19 protein-coding genes, 2 tRNA genes, 1 rRNA gene and 1 riboswitch are annotated in these 18,136 nt (G+C 44.1%); of the genes, 5 read left to right on the plus strand and 17 right to left on the minus strand.

Annotated features, from left to right (window positions below; all coding sequences use genetic code 11):
- Positions 1 to 12: 12 nt before the first annotated feature.
- The 5 genes from spoIIR to GK047_RS23265 all read right to left on the minus strand — a co-directional run bounded on the left by spoIIR (position 13) and on the right by GK047_RS23265 (position 4,898).
- Positions 13 to 810 carry a stage II sporulation protein R gene (gene spoIIR, locus GK047_RS23245; protein ID WP_163952243.1) on the minus strand — a complete coding sequence of 266 codons (798 nt, stop codon included), beginning with the start codon at positions 808 to 810 and terminating at the stop codon, positions 13 to 15.
- Positions 811 to 989: 179 nt separating this feature from the next.
- Positions 990 to 1,877: a peptide chain release factor N(5)-glutamine methyltransferase gene (prmC, locus tag GK047_RS23250; RefSeq protein ID WP_163952245.1), complete on the minus strand. Its 888-nt coding sequence runs from the start codon at positions 1,875 to 1,877 to the stop codon at positions 990 to 992.
- Positions 1,877 to 2,953, minus strand: coding sequence for a peptide chain release factor 1 (gene prfA / locus GK047_RS23255; protein ID WP_163952247.1), 1,077 nt, complete (start codon positions 2,951 to 2,953; stop codon positions 1,877 to 1,879). The genes prmC and prfA overlap by 1 nt, the downstream gene beginning before the upstream one ends.
- Positions 2,954 to 2,984: 31 nt before the next feature.
- On the minus strand, positions 2,985 to 4,085 hold the full coding sequence (ychF, locus tag GK047_RS23260; RefSeq protein WP_163952249.1) for a redox-regulated ATPase YchF: 1,101 nt from the start codon (positions 4,083 to 4,085) through the stop codon (positions 2,985 to 2,987).
- 78 nt (positions 4,086 to 4,163) lie between these two features.
- Positions 4,164 to 4,898, minus strand: coding sequence for a PilZ domain-containing protein (locus GK047_RS23265; protein WP_163952250.1), 735 nt, complete (start codon positions 4,896 to 4,898; stop codon positions 4,164 to 4,166).
- Positions 4,899 to 4,999: 101 nt separating this feature from the next.
- Positions 5,000 to 5,090, minus strand: a riboswitch (cyclic di-GMP riboswitch).
- 287 nt (positions 5,091 to 5,377) lie between these two features.
- Between GK047_RS23265 and tadA the strand changes: the two genes are divergently transcribed.
- On the plus strand, positions 5,378 to 5,815 hold the full coding sequence (gene tadA, locus GK047_RS23270; RefSeq protein ID WP_163952291.1) for a tRNA adenosine(34) deaminase TadA: 438 nt from the start codon (positions 5,378 to 5,380) through the stop codon (positions 5,813 to 5,815).
- Positions 5,816 to 6,095: 280 nt separating this feature from the next.
- Positions 6,096 to 6,169: transfer RNA gene (locus tag GK047_RS23275), tRNA-Arg, on the plus strand.
- A gap of 163 nt (positions 6,170 to 6,332) precedes the next feature.
- On the opposite strand, the gene GK047_RS23280 is transcribed toward GK047_RS23275, so the two are convergent.
- The gene (locus tag GK047_RS23280; RefSeq protein WP_163952252.1) at positions 6,333 to 6,632 is read right to left on the minus strand and encodes a coiled-coil domain-containing protein 22; all 300 of its coding nucleotides are present in this window, start codon (positions 6,630 to 6,632) and stop codon (positions 6,333 to 6,335) included.
- A gap of 317 nt (positions 6,633 to 6,949) precedes the next feature.
- Here GK047_RS23280 and GK047_RS23285 point away from each other — a divergent pair, with 317 nt between their 5' ends.
- From GK047_RS23285 to GK047_RS23295, 3 genes are read left to right on the plus strand one after another with little or no spacing between them, the layout of a single operon-like run.
- The gene (locus GK047_RS23285; protein ID WP_205516931.1) at positions 6,950 to 7,531 is read left to right on the plus strand and encodes a sigma-70 family RNA polymerase sigma factor; all 582 of its coding nucleotides are present in this window, start codon (positions 6,950 to 6,952) and stop codon (positions 7,529 to 7,531) included.
- The gene (locus GK047_RS23290; protein WP_163952254.1) at positions 7,528 to 8,007 is read left to right on the plus strand and encodes a hypothetical protein; all 480 of its coding nucleotides are present in this window, start codon (positions 7,528 to 7,530) and stop codon (positions 8,005 to 8,007) included. The genes GK047_RS23285 and GK047_RS23290 overlap by 4 nt, the downstream gene beginning before the upstream one ends.
- A complete protein-coding gene (locus GK047_RS23295; RefSeq protein ID WP_205516932.1) occupies positions 8,004 to 9,161 on the plus strand; it encodes a hypothetical protein in 1,158 nt (385 codons plus the stop codon). Before GK047_RS23290 ends, GK047_RS23295 begins: the two co-directional genes overlap by 4 nt.
- A 567-nt stretch (positions 9,162 to 9,728) precedes the next feature.
- On the opposite strand, the gene GK047_RS23300 is transcribed toward GK047_RS23295, so the two are convergent.
- From GK047_RS23300 to rrf, 11 genes are all read right to left on the minus strand, one after another.
- Positions 9,729 to 9,884, minus strand: a complete 156-nt coding sequence (locus GK047_RS23300; RefSeq protein WP_163952256.1) for a small acid-soluble spore protein P — start codon at positions 9,882 to 9,884, stop codon at positions 9,729 to 9,731.
- A gap of 16 nt (positions 9,885 to 9,900) precedes the next feature.
- Positions 9,901 to 10,050 (minus strand): hypothetical protein, encoded by a 150-nt coding sequence (locus GK047_RS29310; protein WP_205516933.1) that lies wholly within the window; start codon positions 10,048 to 10,050, stop codon positions 9,901 to 9,903.
- 20 nt (positions 10,051 to 10,070) lie between these two features.
- Complete coding sequence (locus tag GK047_RS23305; protein ID WP_163952258.1) at positions 10,071 to 10,418, minus strand: hypothetical protein; 348 nt, start codon at positions 10,416 to 10,418, stop codon at positions 10,071 to 10,073.
- A 111-nt stretch (positions 10,419 to 10,529) separates the two neighbouring features.
- Positions 10,530 to 10,616, minus strand: a tRNA-Ser gene (locus GK047_RS23310).
- Positions 10,617 to 10,698: 82 nt separating this feature from the next.
- The gene (serS, locus tag GK047_RS23315; RefSeq protein ID WP_163952260.1) at positions 10,699 to 11,979 is read right to left on the minus strand and encodes a serine--tRNA ligase; all 1,281 of its coding nucleotides are present in this window, start codon (positions 11,977 to 11,979) and stop codon (positions 10,699 to 10,701) included.
- Positions 11,980 to 12,070: 91 nt separating this feature from the next.
- On the minus strand, positions 12,071 to 12,646 hold the full coding sequence (gene pdxT, locus GK047_RS23320) for a pyridoxal 5'-phosphate synthase glutaminase subunit PdxT (protein ID WP_163952295.1): 576 nt from the start codon (positions 12,644 to 12,646) through the stop codon (positions 12,071 to 12,073).
- A gap of 2 nt (positions 12,647 to 12,648) precedes the next feature.
- Entirely contained in the window at positions 12,649 to 13,530 is an 882-nt protein-coding gene (gene pdxS / locus GK047_RS23325; protein ID WP_163952262.1) for a pyridoxal 5'-phosphate synthase lyase subunit PdxS, read from the minus strand.
- Between the two features lie 118 nt (positions 13,531 to 13,648).
- Positions 13,649 to 14,980: a D-alanyl-D-alanine carboxypeptidase family protein gene (locus GK047_RS23330; RefSeq protein ID WP_346010379.1), complete on the minus strand. Its 1,332-nt coding sequence runs from the start codon at positions 14,978 to 14,980 to the stop codon at positions 13,649 to 13,651.
- Between the two features lie 117 nt (positions 14,981 to 15,097).
- A complete protein-coding gene (guaB, locus tag GK047_RS23335) occupies positions 15,098 to 16,555 on the minus strand; it encodes an IMP dehydrogenase (protein WP_163952264.1) in 1,458 nt (485 codons plus the stop codon).
- Between the two features lie 121 nt (positions 16,556 to 16,676).
- A complete protein-coding gene (locus GK047_RS23340) occupies positions 16,677 to 17,906 on the minus strand; it encodes a putative glycoside hydrolase (RefSeq protein ID WP_240344132.1) in 1,230 nt (409 codons plus the stop codon).
- 104 nt (positions 17,907 to 18,010) lie between these two features.
- Positions 18,011 to 18,127: ribosomal RNA gene (gene rrf, locus GK047_RS23345) — 5S ribosomal RNA — on the minus strand.
- Positions 18,128 to 18,136 lie beyond the last annotated feature (9 nt).

Below are 18,136 nucleotides of genomic sequence, written 5' to 3' on the forward strand. Positions count from 1 at the left end.
TTCAATTCTTGGTTAGCTGAACCAAGCCACAACTTTCTTAATGAATTCCCAAATGAAAAACTTCACTTTCGGCTGAGCATCCACCCTATTCGCCACTTCATCCTTTTCTGTAGGACTAACTGCGGTGGAACTCGATCTATCTTGCGTATTGTTAGACTTCATCGTATCGGCAACTTTACTATCTTTTACTACAGATTTTGACGAAGCAGCTGCGTCCTTCACATTCTTGGCAGATGATGCTTTATCTTTAGCTTCGCCTTCTGTTTTTGCAACTACGGCTGATGTCGATGCTACGGCTTCACCAGATACTGAATCTACGAAGCAAAGCGGTGGAAACAGGACGCACCACCAGTTTTGGCCTTCACCACTACCAATCGTAACGCGCAGCGCTTCATAGTCGCCAGCAGGGTAGACTTCATTCCCATACATTTTCGTAGGAAAGGGAACTTTACCAAGCTCTACAGTATGTGAGTAGCTGTAACCGCGTTCTTGTATCATTTCTCCAACTAAAACACGAAGTTCAGGAAGATGCACATTCACGACTACTCGAGCTTCATCTAGTGTATGCGGGCCAACAACCCATTCCTGCATTCGAGCTATAATGGCATCGCGAATCTCGCGTTTCAACGCTTGATCTTGCACAGAATCCGAGTTTGCCAGAATTCGCAAACGGATCGATTCTTTGGGAATTGATGGTGATACAACCGCAGCATTAATACGATTAGAGTCCCAGCAGGCAATCATAACTATGAGTGCAAAAGCTACTAATAATAAATGTTTAAATGAATGACGTTCAACTTTTTTAACCATTAGGAAAAGCCCCTTTCCTTCCGCTTCTACCAACCAGTATGGGCAAAAAGAATAGGGGTTAAACCTAGTAATCTATCTTTTTCTAGCTAATAATGAGAGAGTAACGCGCTAGCCCCTCAGCTGACAAAACGAGAAGGATCGGGGCGCTTGATCCCCGATGACATTGCCTATTACCTATCCTATGCCCGGTCACGCACACGGATTGCGATGACGTGGCGATCGATCCCCTGGAGATCTGCTACGAAACGGATCTCATCCCAGTCTGCGGCAGCACGCAGCATCGCCGCCACCGCCTCCGCTTGCCGGATGCCCACCTCGAACCCAACCACAGTCGGGATTCGCGGCAGCTGCGGCAGCTGCAGGATCATCCGGTGGTACAGGTCGAGTCCCTCGACACCACCGAACAAAGCTGTGTGCGGCTCAAACAACCGCACCTCCGGCTGAAGCGCCGGCAGATCGCCATCTGGGATATACGGTGGGTTCGACACCAGAATGTCCGGCGCTATCCGGCGTTCAATAAAGGGTTCGAGGAGATCCCCCTCGAACCACTCCACCCGCTCCGCGACGCCGTGGCGCTGAGCATTCATTCGAGCCATCTCCAGCGCTGCCGCCGAGATGTCGCTCGCCGCCACGCGCCACGCAGGACGCGCGTGAGCCACGGTTACCGGGATCGCTCCACTCCCGGTACCCACGTCCGCAAGGAGCGGCGTACCTTGCGGGAATAAGCGCGAGCCTTCGTGGAGCAAAGCTTCCACGAGGAGCTCAGTCTCTGGCCGCGGAATAAGAACCGCGCCGTTCACAGCAAAAGGAAGGCCGAAGAAATCCTGCTCGCCGATGATATACTGCACCGGCTCACCCGCGGCCTTTCTCTCAATCAGCTGGCGCCAAGGCGCAGCCAGCTCGGATGGGAACTGTTCCTGCCAGCGGAACAGTAATTGTGTCCGGTTGCACCCCAGCAGATGCTGGAGCAACAGATCTACACAGGATGCAGCATCCGCCACCCCCTGTGATCCTAAAAAAGAAGAAGCCTCAACATAGGCTTCTCTAATCGTTTTGGCAGTCAGCATCACATTGCCTGCTCCCCATTTTGTAACAAATCGGACTGCGCTGCAATCGTGAGCGCCGATACGATCTCTGCCATATCGCCGTTTAACACCGTTTCTAGGCGATGCAGCGTTAAACCAATACGGTGATCCGTAATGCGGCTTTGCGGGAAGTTGTAAGTACGAATACGCTCTGAACGGTCTCCGGTACCGACTTTGCTTTTACGTTCGCCGGCATACTTCGCTTCTTCTTCCTCACGCAATTTATCAGAAATGCGCGTACGAAGTACGCGAAGCGCTGACTCTTTATTTGAGTTTTGGGATTTACCATCCTGACATGTCGCTACAATACCTGTAGGCACGTGTGTCACGCGTACTGCGGATTTCGTTGTGTTAACAGACTGTCCGCCCGCTCCACTGGAACAGAACGTATCGACACGAATATCCGCATCGTGGATGACGATCTCAACATCTTCAGCTTCCGGCATAACAACAACCGTTGACGTAGATGTATGGATGCGTCCACCTGACTCTGTTACAGGAATACGTTGTACACGATGAGCGCCGCTCTCGTATTTCAATTTACTGAAAGCACCTTTACCGGTAATCATGAAAATAATTTCTTTAAACCCGCCTAAATCATTTACCGAGGCATCCAATATCTCTGTTTTCCATCCTTGATTATCTGCATAGCGTGTATACATCCGGTACAGATCACCTGCGAATAGCGCAGCTTCATCACCGCCAGCAGCACCGCGAATCTCAACGATAACGTTCTTATCATCATTTGGATCTTTTGGCATCATGAGTACTCTCAGATGCTCTTCTAGCTTCGCGGATTGCTCGCTAAGCTCCTCAATCTCCATTTTGACCATTTCGCGCATCTCTTCATCCAGCTTCTCATTCTGCATCACTTTCGCTTCTGCCAGCTGTTCGCTTACGCTCTTATATTCAATAAAAGCATCGTACGCTTCTTGAAGATCAGACTGCTCTTTGGAGTATTCTCTTAGTTTCTTCGTATCACTAGTTACATCTGGATCGCAAAGCAGTTCGCTTAACTTCTCATAGCGATCCGCTACTGCTTGAAGTCGATCTAACATTTCGGATCACTCCTTACTTTTTAGTTTTATTTTATACATTAAAGCGGAAATGCATAACGTCGCCATCTTTAACGACATACTCTTTCCCCTCAAGTCGAACTTGTCCTTTTTCCTTCGCCGCATTCATTGCGCCCGCTGCGATTAAATCATCGTAGCCTACCACTTCGGCCCGAATAAAGCCGCGTTCGAAGTCCGTATGGATAACACCGGCTGCTTGAGGTGCCTTAGTCCCTTTGCGGATCGTCCAGGCTCTTACTTCTTGAACGCCAGCGGTAAAATACGTGTATAGCCCAAGCAATCTGTAAGCTGCTTTAATTAATCTATTCAAGCCGGACTCTTGAAGTCCCAGCTCTTCGAGAAACATCGCTTTTTCTTCGTCATCGAGCTCAGCGATTTCAGATTCAACTTTAGCGCTAATTGGAACCACTTCGTTGTTTTCCTTCGCAGCGTATTCCTTAACTATTTTCACATAAGGATTATCTTCTGCACTCGCTACCTCATCTTCACTCACGTTAGCCGCATAAAGCACAGGCTTCATCGTCAACAAATGAAGATCTCGAACGATTAATTTCTCATCGTCGCTTAGATCCAAACTACGTGCTGGTTTATCATCGTAAAGCGCCTCTTTGATACGTTCAAGACATTCAACCTCAGCAACGACTTTCTTGTCGCCGCCCTTCAAATTCTTACGCGAACGCTCAATCTTCTTCTCTACGGAATCCAAGTCTGCCAAAATCAATTCGAGATTAATCGTCTCGATATCGCTAACCGGATCAACCTTCCCGGACACATGCGTAACGTTATCATCAACAAAACAACGCACGACATGCACAATGGCGTCTACTTCACGAATATGTGCCAAAAATTTATTTCCAAGCCCTTCACCTTTGCTCGCGCCCTTCACCAAACCCGCAATATCGACGAATTCGAAGGCAGTCGGAACAATGCTCTTAGGCACAACGATCTCCACCAGCTTCTGCAATCTTTCGTCCGGTACTTCTACTACCCCGACATTCGGATCGATCGTACAGAACGGATAATTCGCAGATTCTGCTCCCGCCTGTGTAATTGCATTAAACAATGTCGATTTTCCTACATTCGGTAGACCGACGATTCCTGCTTTCAAAGCCATTGTAGTTACAACTCCCTTAAGTTTGAAAATGTTCCTTATTCATTATATAGCACTTGCAAGTCAAAAAAAAGCCTGCGGCTATGGATTGACCGGAGACTTTTTTTCCAATTGACTTCTATATTCCGCATCCTTCTTCTGAATGAAGTAGGATTCGACCTGATTTTTAAGAATAAATCCTCTTAACGCATTCGTGTGTGTGTCCAAAATATCAATATATCTAGCCCCATAATAGAAGCCATGATCTCGCTTTTCTTTTCGCACTACTTCCATTATACATGATAACGAGAAGCTTAACTTCAGTTCAACCTCAAGGTGCAAATGCTTTTGCAAGATTTTTTCCACAATCGAATTGTCTTCAATAGTAAACCCTAAACCGTTAACTGACATATTCTTAATAGAAAATCCAATTGGTTGTTCAAACTGATGCTTATTCTTCTTATGCATATCGTGAACCCCAAAGATTATACCCTCTTGAGCCACGTCTATACGTGGAAATTCACGTTTCTCCGTAAACTTCCTGCGATTTTCAGGCGGATTAATGACGATGAGGGAACCTCCGTCTTTGGCAACCACTGTCGTTTCAAAAACAAATAGACCCGATTTGGAATATATCGTCACCTTCACCTTATCACCGAGCTTAAAAGCCTCAATATGTGGCAGCTCCACTTCCATGATGTCGCCTAGCGCGTAGGTGAGCACGCCTGTAGAAACGAAATCCTTCTTGGACACTACAGCTTTGCTGTCGATTAGAATATCCGAGTCGTTGCCTTCCTTGCTGCCGTAGAACTTTATGAGCTCCTGCCCACTCGCCATCTAGTCTCCACTCCCACTTTCTAAATTATTTGTTTATAAAACAAAAATAGACTGTCCCATCGCTGGGAACAGCCTATTACCTCAATCAAAAAGCATCGATTTTCGGTAACCAGGCTGTCTTAGCTCCCCTATGGGAACCTTAGACCCTCGGCTTTGCGTCCTTACCTTTCAGCAAGTTTGCCATTTTCGAATCTGCTATGTAATTTCGTTATGTTTATAACCTATAAGTTAACTTTAGTATAGCTTATTTACCTTATTTTTTTCAATCTGTTTCTCTTCCGTCATACCTTTGGAGACGATCTATCGCTTGATTTAAACGAAAAGAATCCCTACAATGAAAAACATATATCCACAAGTTTATAAGTTATCCACACATCTATCCACAGGTTGTTAACAACGAATATTTGTTCGGATTCTTATGCACATGTGGATAATTGAATTTAGCGAGGTGTCCCCCTGTGGATGAACATATTCCATGGATGAAAGAAGCCATTCAAGAAGCCCTGAAAGCCGAAGCTATCCGTGAAGTACCCATCGGTGCAATTGTCGTGCATAACGGTACAATCATCGGCCGCGGCTACAATCTGCGTGAAACTACTTTAGATCCGACTGCTCATGCAGAAATGATCGCCATTAAGCAAGCCAGCGAGTATTTACAGGCCTGGAGGCTACTGGATTGCCAACTATACGTTACGCTTGAGCCTTGCCCGATGTGTGCAGGTGCGATTGTCCAGTCGCGAATCCCGCAAGTGATCTTTGGCACCACTGACCCAAAGGCGGGATGTGCGGGGACGCTCATGAACTTATTGCAAGAGGAACGATTCAATCACCGCGTTGATGTCATCAGCGGTGTTATGCAGGAAGAGTGCGCGGCTCTTTTGACTACATTCTTTCGCAAGCTGCGTGGCAAGGAATAAGGAGCATTTCCTTATCTACATGACTTTTGGATTTTGCAATTCGTCTATTTACTTGCAATATCTTCGATTACAACGCCTTGGAGTAACCTTTCACTCCCTAAGCCTAGGAGGACTACAATAACAATCCCTCCGAGGTTTTCGCAACTATTTTCAAGACGCTCATGTTTGCAAGCTGTTTGCAGAGAAGCCCAAAGCCTGTCTTTGAGCCTTGTAGCGAAGAAATATTGCCACCCAAAAGGTTGCGCCACGTAATCCTTCGTGCTATCATAATCTTTGCCATGCGCCCGTAGCTCAGCAGGATAGAGCAACAGTTTCCTAAACTGTAGGTCGTACGTTCGAATCGTATCGGGCGCGTATGTAAAAAGAGAATATCTCAAAAGAGTATCAGTAAATGAGTGAGTCCCAAATAATGTACAAACGCCTTCAACACCACTAAGCAAAGTGGGGATGGAGGCGTTTTTTTGTAGAATAATTTATATTTTCTAAAACTTGTTGTTCTAATTCATAGAATTATACGTTATTCATCTTCTTTTTCTTCTTCTTCTTCTTCTTCCAGTTCATCGCCTAGCTCAGCTAGTTCTTCTGCCGTTTGCTCCAGTTCTTCAGCTGTTTGCTCTAATTCTTCAGCCGTTTGCTCCAATTCTTCTGCTGTTTGCTCCAGCTCTCCTGCCAGTACTTCTAGCTCGTGTCCAACGTTCTCGAGATTAGCTGCAGTTTGATCTAAATTACTAGTTACTGCTGCTAATACATTTTCATTTTCAGATGACGCATTTGAATTAAATAATCCTGCAAAAAAATTCTTTACTCCCTCTAACATGAATGTGTCTCCTTCTTAGTCCATAATTTGCGTGGAAAAACAGCTATAGTAATATTTACCTATACATATTTTGTATTTTATCCTAACAAGTAGTCTTATGTATACATAAAAATGAATAAAATGTCGATATAAGTTATGAAGATTGTATTAATCTAGCATAAAAGTCACTTTAATTTACATTATTCGCATAAAATCAACTATTTTTAGTTTAATTGATTTTTTTTCCAATCCGTAAGGTGGTATTATATTAAAGCGAATCGGAAGATTCGTTTTTTGTTTTAACTCTTATGCAGGGATAGAGGACGTGGCTCTCGTCTATGTATTTCGGAGAGGAGGAGGGGCATATTCAGGAAGATACACTTGTACAACGCATACTAAATGGCGATGAATCGGCATTCCGTGAGCTAGTTACGACTTATCGTCATTATTTATTTCAGACCATCTATGCCGTCGTTCGCCATCCGAAGGATGCGGAAGATTTGACACAGGATGTATGGACCCGGATTTACTTCTCCCTCCCACAGTACCAGATGAAGGGTCTCAAAACCTGGATGACCCGTATCGCGGTGAATCGAGCTATCGACTTCAAACGGGCATCCAGCAGGAAACGGGAAGAAATGACTGCGGAAATCGAAGAACCCCTACAGCTTAAAGCGGCTGACCATTATTATGATCTTGAGAATGAGGTTCTCATGAATGAAACCTCCTTGCTCGTACGCGAGAAACTAGATCAAATTCCCGCGAATTATCAGGATGTACTCATGGCCTATTACTTACATCATCAGACTTACCAAGATATCGCAGCTGCTCAAGGAGTTACAGTAAAAACGGTGGAATCCAAGTTATACAGAGCCAAGCAGTGGCTTCGGAAAAACTGGAAGGAGGAGGACTTTTTTTGAAGCATTATGAGAAGCAAGCATGGATGGAATACGTCGAGGAGCGCGTAGTGCCCGATGAAATGTCCAAAATGGAACTCCATTTATATCAATGTGACCTCTGCTTATCCCACTATGTAACGTGTATGGAACAATCAGCAAGTATGCTTCCTCTTATGGAAACCGATACGCAAGTCTATGTTGATTCTATTCTGAATCGAACGATAGGTACCAAACGCGCTTGGTTCCGTTCGACCATGTTTCACTATGGCATCGCGGCTGCTGCAACGCTCTTCCTAGTCGTATCTGGCTTCTTTCATAGTCTTTCACAGGAAATGGGTGCCATAGGCGCTTCACGGGGAATGAACTCTACAGACATCACTATAGCTCCTACCTCCCTACAGGAACCACCGCCGCTCTCAGATCAACTTTTAAACAAAACACTAACATGGTTAGACACATTCCAAAATGGACATGACAAAGGAGGTTCTCGTCCTTGAATAACAAAAGCAGCCTAATCGCTTTCTTGCTTTCTTTTCTACCTGGAGTCGGCCATCTCTACATGCATCGCATGTTCGGGGCCATCGTTTACGGCGGTGGATTCTTTGGCTCTCTTTTTCTAATTTTTGTAGGTTTAGTAACTCGAGCTTATCATGGCGAGCCTCTTACCTTGCTCGCTTTTATTGCCGCGCTCACCTGGATCATCAACATGATAGATATGATTATCTTTCTTCTGCGTTACCAACCCTATCCAGCACCTGGAATGATGCCTTATGGTTCAGAACAACCTCACTGGGAAGCTAATCATTACGCCACAGTCCAACTTAATCGAAACGAGAGAACAAGAATTATGCTACTTTCCTTCATCCCAGGACTTGGTCATTATCAACTTGGCCTCATGCAGCGGGGCCTGACTGCGATGGTCACTTTCTTTGGTGTTATTATCCTCGTTTTCTTTGTAAGCATTATGACGCATAATGCAAGTTTTATGGCCTTTCTCTTAGCGATACCTGTGCTATGGTTCTATACGATGTTCGATGCGCTCAGACAACAGCAGCGTAAGCAAGAAGGCTTTGAGCTCGTCGATCGGAGTATGTTTGATGATTTCCATGTAGGAGACGAATATGGCCGTAAAAATCGGACGCTGGCCACGATTATCGCTATTTTCCCAGGGGCCGCCCATTTGTACCTGTCAATGACCAAACGGGGAGTTCAGCTAATGGCCATCTTCCTTTTTTCCATCTATATATTGGATGTCCTTAGACTGTCGCTCTTCTTATTCTTGTTACCTATTTTGTGGTTCTTCAGCTTCTTTGACGCCTTACAGCAAATAACCAAATACGAGAATGGTACAATCGTTGATAAACCGATTATCGAAAACTTGTCCTCCTATCATCGCATTATCGGGGGCATCCTAATTATTCTAGGCGGCTACTATGTATTTAAAGAAATTGTTGTACAGTTCCTTTATCGTCTCTTCCCTCAGTCGTCGAATTACGTATATTTAATTAACAATTTCGGTCAGACAGCTATCGTAGCTTTAATTCTAATTGGCGCGGGAATTCGGTTGTTCTTTTACCACAAAAAACAAGAAATCCCCTCATTGTTGTATACTAGTAATTCATTTGATACAGACGAAAAAAAGAACCCTTAGGGGTTCTTTTTTGTCGGTGTTGATGATTTCTTTTAAAACCTTGTTACACGTAAACCTTTAGGAAAATCTGCATATAAAACACGGTAAGTGTCTTTGGCACATCCCCTCCAGCCTGATTATAACAGGTACAAAAGTCCTCTAGGCAACGGTTGTTTCGCTGAATGCTCCAACGGAACCACACCTCTCTGCTCACCGACGATAATTAGTATGTCCGGCATAACGAGTTTTAAACATCGTGTTAAAATTTTTTTCTTACTTTCAGCTTTAAATAAAAAGAACCCCTAAGGGTTCTTTTTTGTCGGTGTTGATGATTTCTTTTAAAACCTTGTTACACGTAAACCTTAGGAAAATCTGCATATAAAACACGGTAAGTGTCTTTGGCACATCCCCTCCAGCCTGATTATAACAGGTACAAAAGTCCTCTAGGCAACGGTTGTTTCGCTGAATGCTCCAACGGAACCACACCTCTCTGCTCACCGACAATAATTAGTATGTCCGGCATAACGAATTTTAAACATCGTGTTAAAATATTTTTTTACTTATTTAGCTTTGCATAAATTTTCTATATTAAGAGCCCTCGGCTTGGCTTTGATGCTTATGCTTACGGTTCTTAACCTTCTTTGATCCAGACAACGGCTCTTGTGTACCATTATGATTGTTTGCCGGCTTCGAGTTATCTTGATAAAGACTTTCTCCTGCCGAATAAGCTTCTGGCTTAGACATCGTTTATCATTCTCCTTTACTCTACATCATGGTTTAGTGCATCTTGATGCCTATGATCATTCGTTTGTTGCTGAAACTGCTGTGCCTGATGGCTATTGACAGGGCTATCGGCCAGATCCTTAGCAACATTTTGCAGATTCTTGTCCCTGCTTTTTTGTTTGGTCATTGAATCTCGTCCCCCTAGATTTAAGCATGTGTAACTTGCTGCAGCGCTTGAGCACATTCATGAATGTGACGAACATAATCATCGACCAATGCTTGGATGATATCCGTGCGTTCATCGATATGCGTAGTCCCTTGTTCTACATCTGTAAGTTCAACCTTAACCTCTCTACTGTCTACATAGGTCACTTTAAAATCAAATGTGTATCCCGTATGCCCTGACGTCGTGATGTGCACACGAAGCGCCTGTGGATCGGCCTCATCGGCCCATACTCGCGCTTGGTCGGTTTTCTCAAGTGTTCGGGGCATCATGCTTTTCCACTCTTCCACCAATCGCGTCTGATCAATGGTCAGCTTATCTATTTTGCTCATAGGTTAACACCTCCACCTGATTAAAATGCGAAAGTGCCACCTCTTTTATCCATACAAAAAAAGCCACACGATTCACTAAGAATCGCATGACTTTTTAAAGGGTTTTCTATACGGAGAGGGTGGGATTCGAACCCACGGAGACCTTGCGACCTCGGCGGTTTTCAAGACCGCTGCCTTAAACCACTCGACCACCTCTCCACGAAGGTGTTTCCTTGTTAGGAAACAACCTTATGCAGTGACAAAAAGCATTGTAGCATACTTTTCAATGAAAAATCAAGCCCTATTTTTTTGTGATCACTTTAACGTTATTCATATAAGGGATCAGAACATCTGGTACAACAATTGAACCATCGATTTGTTGATAATTTTCGAGAATTGCAGCCACGGTTCTCCCCAATGCTAAACCTGATCCATTCAGCGTGTGTACGAATTCAGGTTTGGCCTTAGCTTCACGACGGAAACGAATATTCGCTCTGCGTGCTTGGAAATCCTCAAAGTTACTGCAAGACGAAATTTCGCGATATGCCCCGCTATTAGGTAACCATACTTCAAGATCGTACGTCTTAGCTGACGTAAACCCGATATCTCCTGTACACAGCGTAAGAACGCGATAAGGCAACTTTAGAAGCTGTAGAACACGCTCAGCATGGCTTGTAAGCTTCTCAAGCTCCTCATAGGAGTCTTCAGGCTTCACCAGCTTTACAAGCTCAACCTTGTTGAACTGATGCTGTCTAATTAACCCCCGGGTATCTCGACCCGCTGATCCTGCCTCAGAACGGAAACAAGCGCTGAAAGCAACGAAATTAACAGGCAACTGCTCATGCGTTAAAATATCGTCACGATGATAATTCGTTACGGGTACTTCCGCAGTCGGAATTAGGAAAAACTCCGAATTCTCAATTTTGAAGACGTCTTCTTCAAATTTAGGAAGCTGTCCAGTTCCCGTTAAGCTTTCGCGATTGACGATGTAAGGAGGCAGCATTTCTTCATAACCATGCTCAGCACTGTGCAGGTCCATCATGAAATTAATTAGTGCGCGCTCCAGTCTTGCGCCAAGTCCTTTATAAAAAACAAAGCGAGAGCCTGTAACCTTCGCAGCTGCTTCGAAATCCAAAATACCTAGTTCCTGAGCGACTTCCCAGTGCGGCTTTACTTCAAATTCAAACTTTGGAATTTCACCTACGCGGCGGATCTCCACATTCTCTTCCTCAGTAAGGCCTACAGGAACGCTCTCATGAGGCATATTAGGGATAGAAAGCAGTATATGTTGTAGAGACTCATCCAAGACACGAATCTCGTCATCGAGCTCTTTAATACGGTCTCCAACGGCCTTCATTTCTTGAATCAGCTCATCTGCGTTTTCGCCCGATCTTTTTCGAACAGCAACCTCTTGCGACACCGTATTACGGCGGTTTTTTAATTGCTCCGTTTCTTGTAGGAGCTCTCTGCGTTTTACATCCAGATCAGTGAAACCTTTTAACTCTTCGATCTGTTTCCCGCGGTTTGCCATAGCAGCCTGTACAGCTGCCAGATCACTTCGAAGTAACTTTACATCAAACAAGGAGATTCCTCCGTTAGCGCAAAATAGTTGGAATATGGAAGCAAGCACCCTGACCGGAAACCCGGTTATTTAGAGGTGCTTGTACCCTGAGTTATACTTGTCTTTGCTTTACCATATCTAAGAAATAGCTGTGCATTCGGAAATCATCCGTCAGCTCTGGATGGAAAGAAGCTGCAAGGAGATGCCCCTGCTGAGCAGCTACAATTTGGCCATCATAGGTGGCCAATACATCTACACCCGCACCCACCTTTTCGATAAGTGGTGCACGGATAAATACAGCGCGAACGTTCTCGTCGATGCCTTTGATCGATAAGTCCGTCTCAAAGCTCTCGCGCTGACGTCCAAATGCGTTACGAGCTACCGTGATGTCCATAAGCTCTAGATGAGCCTCAGGTTGTCCTGTAATCTCTTTGGCAATAACGATCAGCCCGGCACAAGTACCGAAGACTGGCTTCCCTTCTGCAGAGAACTGCCTTAAGGCATTGATAAAGCCATACGTTCGCATGAGTTTACCAATCGTTGTGCTTTCTCCACCTGGGATGATTATTCCTTGAATATCAGCCAATTGCTCCGTTTTCTTAATAACGACGCCTTCAGCTCCGGCCTTTTCGATACCACGAATATGTTCTGCTACCGCGCCTTGCAGCGCGAGAACCCCAATCTTTATCATTACCAGCCGCGCTCCTGCATACGTTGGGAAGCGTCAAGCTTAGAAATTTCGATTCCCTTCATAGGTGTACCGATGTTTTTAGAAATTTCTGCAATTAATTTGTAATCTGTATAGTGAGTAACAGCCTCTACGATCGCTTTAGCAAACTTCTCAGGGCTATCTGATTTAAAAATACCAGAACCAACGAAAACACCATCAGAACCTAGGTGCATCATGAGTGCAGCGTCAGCTGGGGTAGCTACACCACCGGCAGCGAAGTTAACGACTGGCAATTTGCCTGTTTCATGTACTTGCAGCAACAGCTCATAAGGAGCACCAAGGTTTTTCGCTTCAAACATCAGCTCATCCTTGGACATCCCTTGTACTTTGCGAATTTGCCCACTAATCATACGCATGTGGCGAACAGCTTCAACAATGTTCCCTGTCCCTGGCTCACCCTTCGTACGAAGCATCGACGCGCCTTCGCCAATACGACGAAGTGCCTCTCCGAGGTCACGAGCGCCACAAACAAATGGAACTGTGAAATCACGTTTATTGATGTGATACACTTCATCCGCAGGTGTTAATACTTCACTTTCATCGATATAATCAACGCCTAGAGATTCTAGGACTTTTGCTTCTACAAAGTGTCCAATTCTTGCTTTCGCCATTACGGGAATCGATACAACTCTCATGACATCTTCAACAATCGTCGGGTCAGCCATGCGGGATACGCCACCAGCAGCACGAATGTCAGCAGGTACGCGCTCAAGCGCCATAACCGCAGATGCACCAGCTGCCTCAGCGATCTTTGCTTGTTCAGCATTCATGACGTCCATGATGACGCCGCCTTTTTGCATTTCAGCCATACCAGTTTTAACGCGGGATGTACCAGTTTCCATTCTTTATTCCTCCTATAGCTTTATGCCAATTTCGTGCAGTTCCCTACACGATTCGATAGTAAACTTCTAAACAATCATTTTACATGATGGATGGGCAATATACAACCCATTTTCTGGTCTAGGAAGCTCCCTTGACCCCTTTAAACATATCACTAAAGAAGTTTTTAATCGAACGGAACAATAGACGAATCCAGCTTCCTTTTTCCACATCGTCATTTGCAATCATGTCGATCGTTTTTTCTTGCCCATTATAGCTTACTTTTACTTTACCCAGTGTATCGCCCTTCTTGATAGGTGCCACAAGCTTACTCTCTTCAAGCGGTTCAGCTGTCAATGTGAAATCTGTGTCCTTTGCACCTTTTTTAGTAATGAACGTCATCCCTGTTTTCGTTACGACAGGTACCTGTGTCTGCACACCTTTCTTAATGTTTACGATTTTCAAAGAATCTATTTCTGCTTTTGCATTTAAATAAGGTTTGATTTCAAAATTATTAAAACCATAATCAAGCAACTTTCTGGTTTCATTGAAACGCTCCGGTTCTGTTTTAGTGCCCATCACGACCGTTATAAGACGCATGCCGTTTTTTTCGGCAGTCCCCGTAAAACAGTAGCCTGCATCATCCGTAGAGCCTGTTTTTAAACCATCTAGCCCTGTGTAAGCATACTTTTTAAAATTGGTGTTGGTTTGATTACCTTCTAGCATCCAATTCCAGTTAATCATTGCCGTCTTATCTGTAGGTCTTAGTTTTAGCGATGTGATTTTAGTAAAATCCAGAATCTCTTTATGATCTTTAAGAATGTTGTAGGCTAAAATAGCCGCATCGCGCGCCGTCATTTTGGTCTCGCCCTCTATAGACTGTGGTGGATTTTTGAGATCCGAACGAGACAACCCCGTAGCGCTAATAAAGTGGGTTTTGTCGGACATGCCAATTTGTTTTGCTTTTTCATTCATCATTTTAGCGAAGTTTTCTTCCGTGCCTCCAATTAATTCAGCAAAAGCTACAGAAGCGTCATTTGCGGAGTAAATAGACATCGCGTTAAACATACTTTTATAGCTCAGTGTTTCATTCTCAGCGATGAGTTGTCCGGAGCCAATAACGTCTGCAGCATTTTTAGTCGCAGTTACGGAAGTTTCCCATGTATATTTCCCTTCTTTTATACCTTCCATGGCAATATATTCCGTCATCATTTTGGCCATACTGGCCGGAGGAAGCGCTTCATCAGCATTCATTTCATAAAGTATAGTTCCCGTGCTTGCCTCCATAATGACAGCTGACTTCGCATTTGGCTTTGGCTCGTTATTCAATGGGGCTGCAGTAGCCGTTGTCGTTGTTTTTGTTCCTTCAGCATGAACATAGGTCGGTTGTATATGTAAAAGGAATGATTGAGCGATTATACTTACACCTAGTACCAAAGCAACCTTTTTTCTCGTTAAACTCAATAATCTCACGATTCCACTCTCCCTAGCGATATAATGACACATTTTATTGTAACACACCCCATTAGACAAAAAAAAGAAGACGTAGGTTCAAAACCAGCGCCTTCTTTTTCGTCAGTATTGTGACAATTACATTGAATAGTTGGGTGCTTCTTTTGTAATCTGAATATCGTGCGGGTGACTTTCTTTTAGCCCTGCACCTGTAATCCGAATAAACTGCGTGTCGTGAATAAGCTCTTGAATATTTCTTGCGCCGCAGTAACCCATACCCGAGCGAAGACCACCAACGAGTTGATATACAGTGTCTGCCATAGGCCCTTTGTAAGCTACGCGACCTTCGATCCCCTCAGGAACAAGTTTACTCTCATTCTCTTGGAAATAACGATCCTTACTACCTTCCTTCATTGCTCCTAGAGAACCCATTCCACGATACACTTTAAATTTACGTCCTTGGAAAATTTCTGATTCTCCTGGACTTTCGTCTGTTCCTGCAAAAAGACTGCCAATCATAACAGCGCTAGCACCAGCCGCAATCGCCTTCACAACATCCCCTGAGTACTTAATACCTCCATCAGCAATAACAGGTACATTGAACTCCGCAGCTGCTTGCGCGCAGTCAAAGATAGCCGTAATTTGAGGTACTCCAATTCCTGCGATAACCCTTGTTGTACAAATAGAGCCTGGACCAATACCCACTTTGACCATAGATGCTCCAGCTTTAATCAAATCGCGTGTCCCGTCAGCCGTCGCCACATTTCCTGCGATAATAGGAAGCTCTGGATATTGGGCTCTTAGCTTACTCACCGTGTTTGAGATGTTAATGTGATGTCCATGAGCAGAGTCTACTACGATTATATCGATGCCGGCTTTAACAAGCGCTGCCGCTCTTTCCATAACATCTTTGGCTACGCCAACAGCCGCTCCAACTACCAAACGTCCTAGGGTGTCTTTAGCCGCGTTAGGGAATTGAATAGCCTTTTCGATATCTTTAATCGTAATCAAACCTTTTAGTTCGAAATTTTCGTCGACTAACGGCAATTTTTCAATTTTATGCTGTTGAAGTAAACCTTCCGCTTGTTGAAGCGTTGTACCAACTGGCGCTGTTACAAGATCTTCGCGTGTCATGACTTCTTTAATTTTAATCGAGTAATCATGAACAAAGCGCAAATCACGGTTAGTCAAAATACCAACAAGCTTATTGCTCTCATTCACAATAGGAACACCTGATATCCGGTACTTCGCCATGAGTTCTTCCGCGTCATAGACATGATGCTCCGGTGTAAGGGAAAAAGGATTCGTAATGACCCCGCTCTCCGATCTTTTAACGCGATCTACTTCTTGTGCTTGTTGTTCAATGGTCATGTTCTTATGAATAATCCCGATGCCGCCTTCACGTGCCATAGCAATAGCAAGAGCAGATTCTGTTACAGTATCCATGGCTGAGCTGATGAATGGAATGTTTAACTTCACATGCGGAGCAAGTAATGTCGATACATCAATCTCCTTACCGAACACTTCCGATTTTCTCGGCACCAACAACACATCATCAAATGTTAAACCTTCCTTGCCAAACTTATCTTCCCTCACAACACAAATTCCTCCTCATGCAGGTGTATATATTAGTGCTTATCTTAACAAAACCCTATTTTTCGTGTCAAGGAAAAGGACTGGATACCTTCAGGACAAACAGCTGAATAAGAAGATTCCGTTAACGATAAGAATACATACTGTTAGAGTTCCACAACAGAAACTGTTCAATTCCATGCTCTTTGGCTGCTTTGATTTGCTCCCTAACATCCACAGATCCGTAAGTCTTATGAGGTTTCACCCAAGTCGCTGTAAAATCCTGATACCAAGGTCTTATTTCGGCAATGCTCGTATTCGCTCGCTCTAGTTGATCATTCTTTGATATTGCGTCACTTATCGCTTTACTAATAATCGCATAGGGCTGCAAATCAGGGTTCTTCACTCCATAAATACCGCTGGAATAATGCGATGGATACAGCATCGGTGAAATGAAATGAACTTGCTTACTGATCCTCGTCCATTCTTGACCAATACCCATATCGTTGTCAGAAGATGTTGTCATACCGAATACATCAGCGGACAAAAAAGCTTGCCCACCAACCCTTTCTTTTGCTCGCTTCAGAAAGGCTTCTATTACTTGAGCTTTTGTCCAATGCTGTGGATTATCGAAATTTACTTCGCGATCTACTTTCTTTCCGTTATCAGGAAATCTAACATAATCAAACTGAATCTCATCAAAACCTAATTCTGCTACTTCTTTGGCAATTTGAATATTATAATCCCAAACTTCTTCCTTGTAAGGATCGACCCACGATGTTCCCTTGCTGTCTCGCCATACATTTCCAGAACGCGTCAGAAGAGTATAGTTACTTTTCTTTTTGCTCAAATAAGGATCTTTAAAAACAACAATTCTGGCAATGGTATAGATCCCATTTTGCTTAAGTCTTTGAAGTTTGGACTTTATATCTCCTATAATAGTATGACTATTAGCACCAATTTCGTTAACTAAAGGGACCACTGAGGGGTATGTAACCTGTCCCGAATCATTTTTTACATCTATGACCATCGCATTCAAATCAGTTTGCTCAACCAATTGGATCAACTGCTCGAATTTCTTCCCTACTGCCGACCATGCTGATACGTATATGCCTTTAACAAGTTGCTTTTGAGGTTTTTGCTCCATTGCCGTTATTCCTACTTGAGGCACAAGCTTCAGCTCTTCTAGTTGGGGTGCAGCCATCTGCTCTGCTATCGGCGTTGGCACTACTTGTCCTTGGTTAGACATAGAGTTTAAAGAACTCACAGTGTTGTTCTTTATTTGATCCGGTTTTGACGAACAACCCACGCTCGTAAGTGAAACTATACAACCCACGCTTATAAAAAACCACTTCACCCGTCTTAGTTGATCCATACAATTCCCTCCTCATAGGGCTAGTATGGTTTAATAACGACTAATATAATGATGTAAAAAAAGAGTCTTTCTGGAATTTCTTCCAAAAAGACTCTTTTTTATATGCTTGGCAACGTTCTACTCTCCCAGAACCCTGCGGTTCAAGTACCATCGACGCTGGAGGGCTTAACGGTCGTGTTCGAGATGGGAACGCGTGGGTCCCCTCCGCCATCATCACCAAACAGTCAAAG

Origin of the sequence: Paenibacillus sp. SYP-B3998, from assembly GCF_010820665.1 — a bacterium.
In the GTDB taxonomy this organism is placed as follows: Bacteria; Bacillota; Bacilli; order Paenibacillales; family NBRC-103111; genus Paenibacillus_E.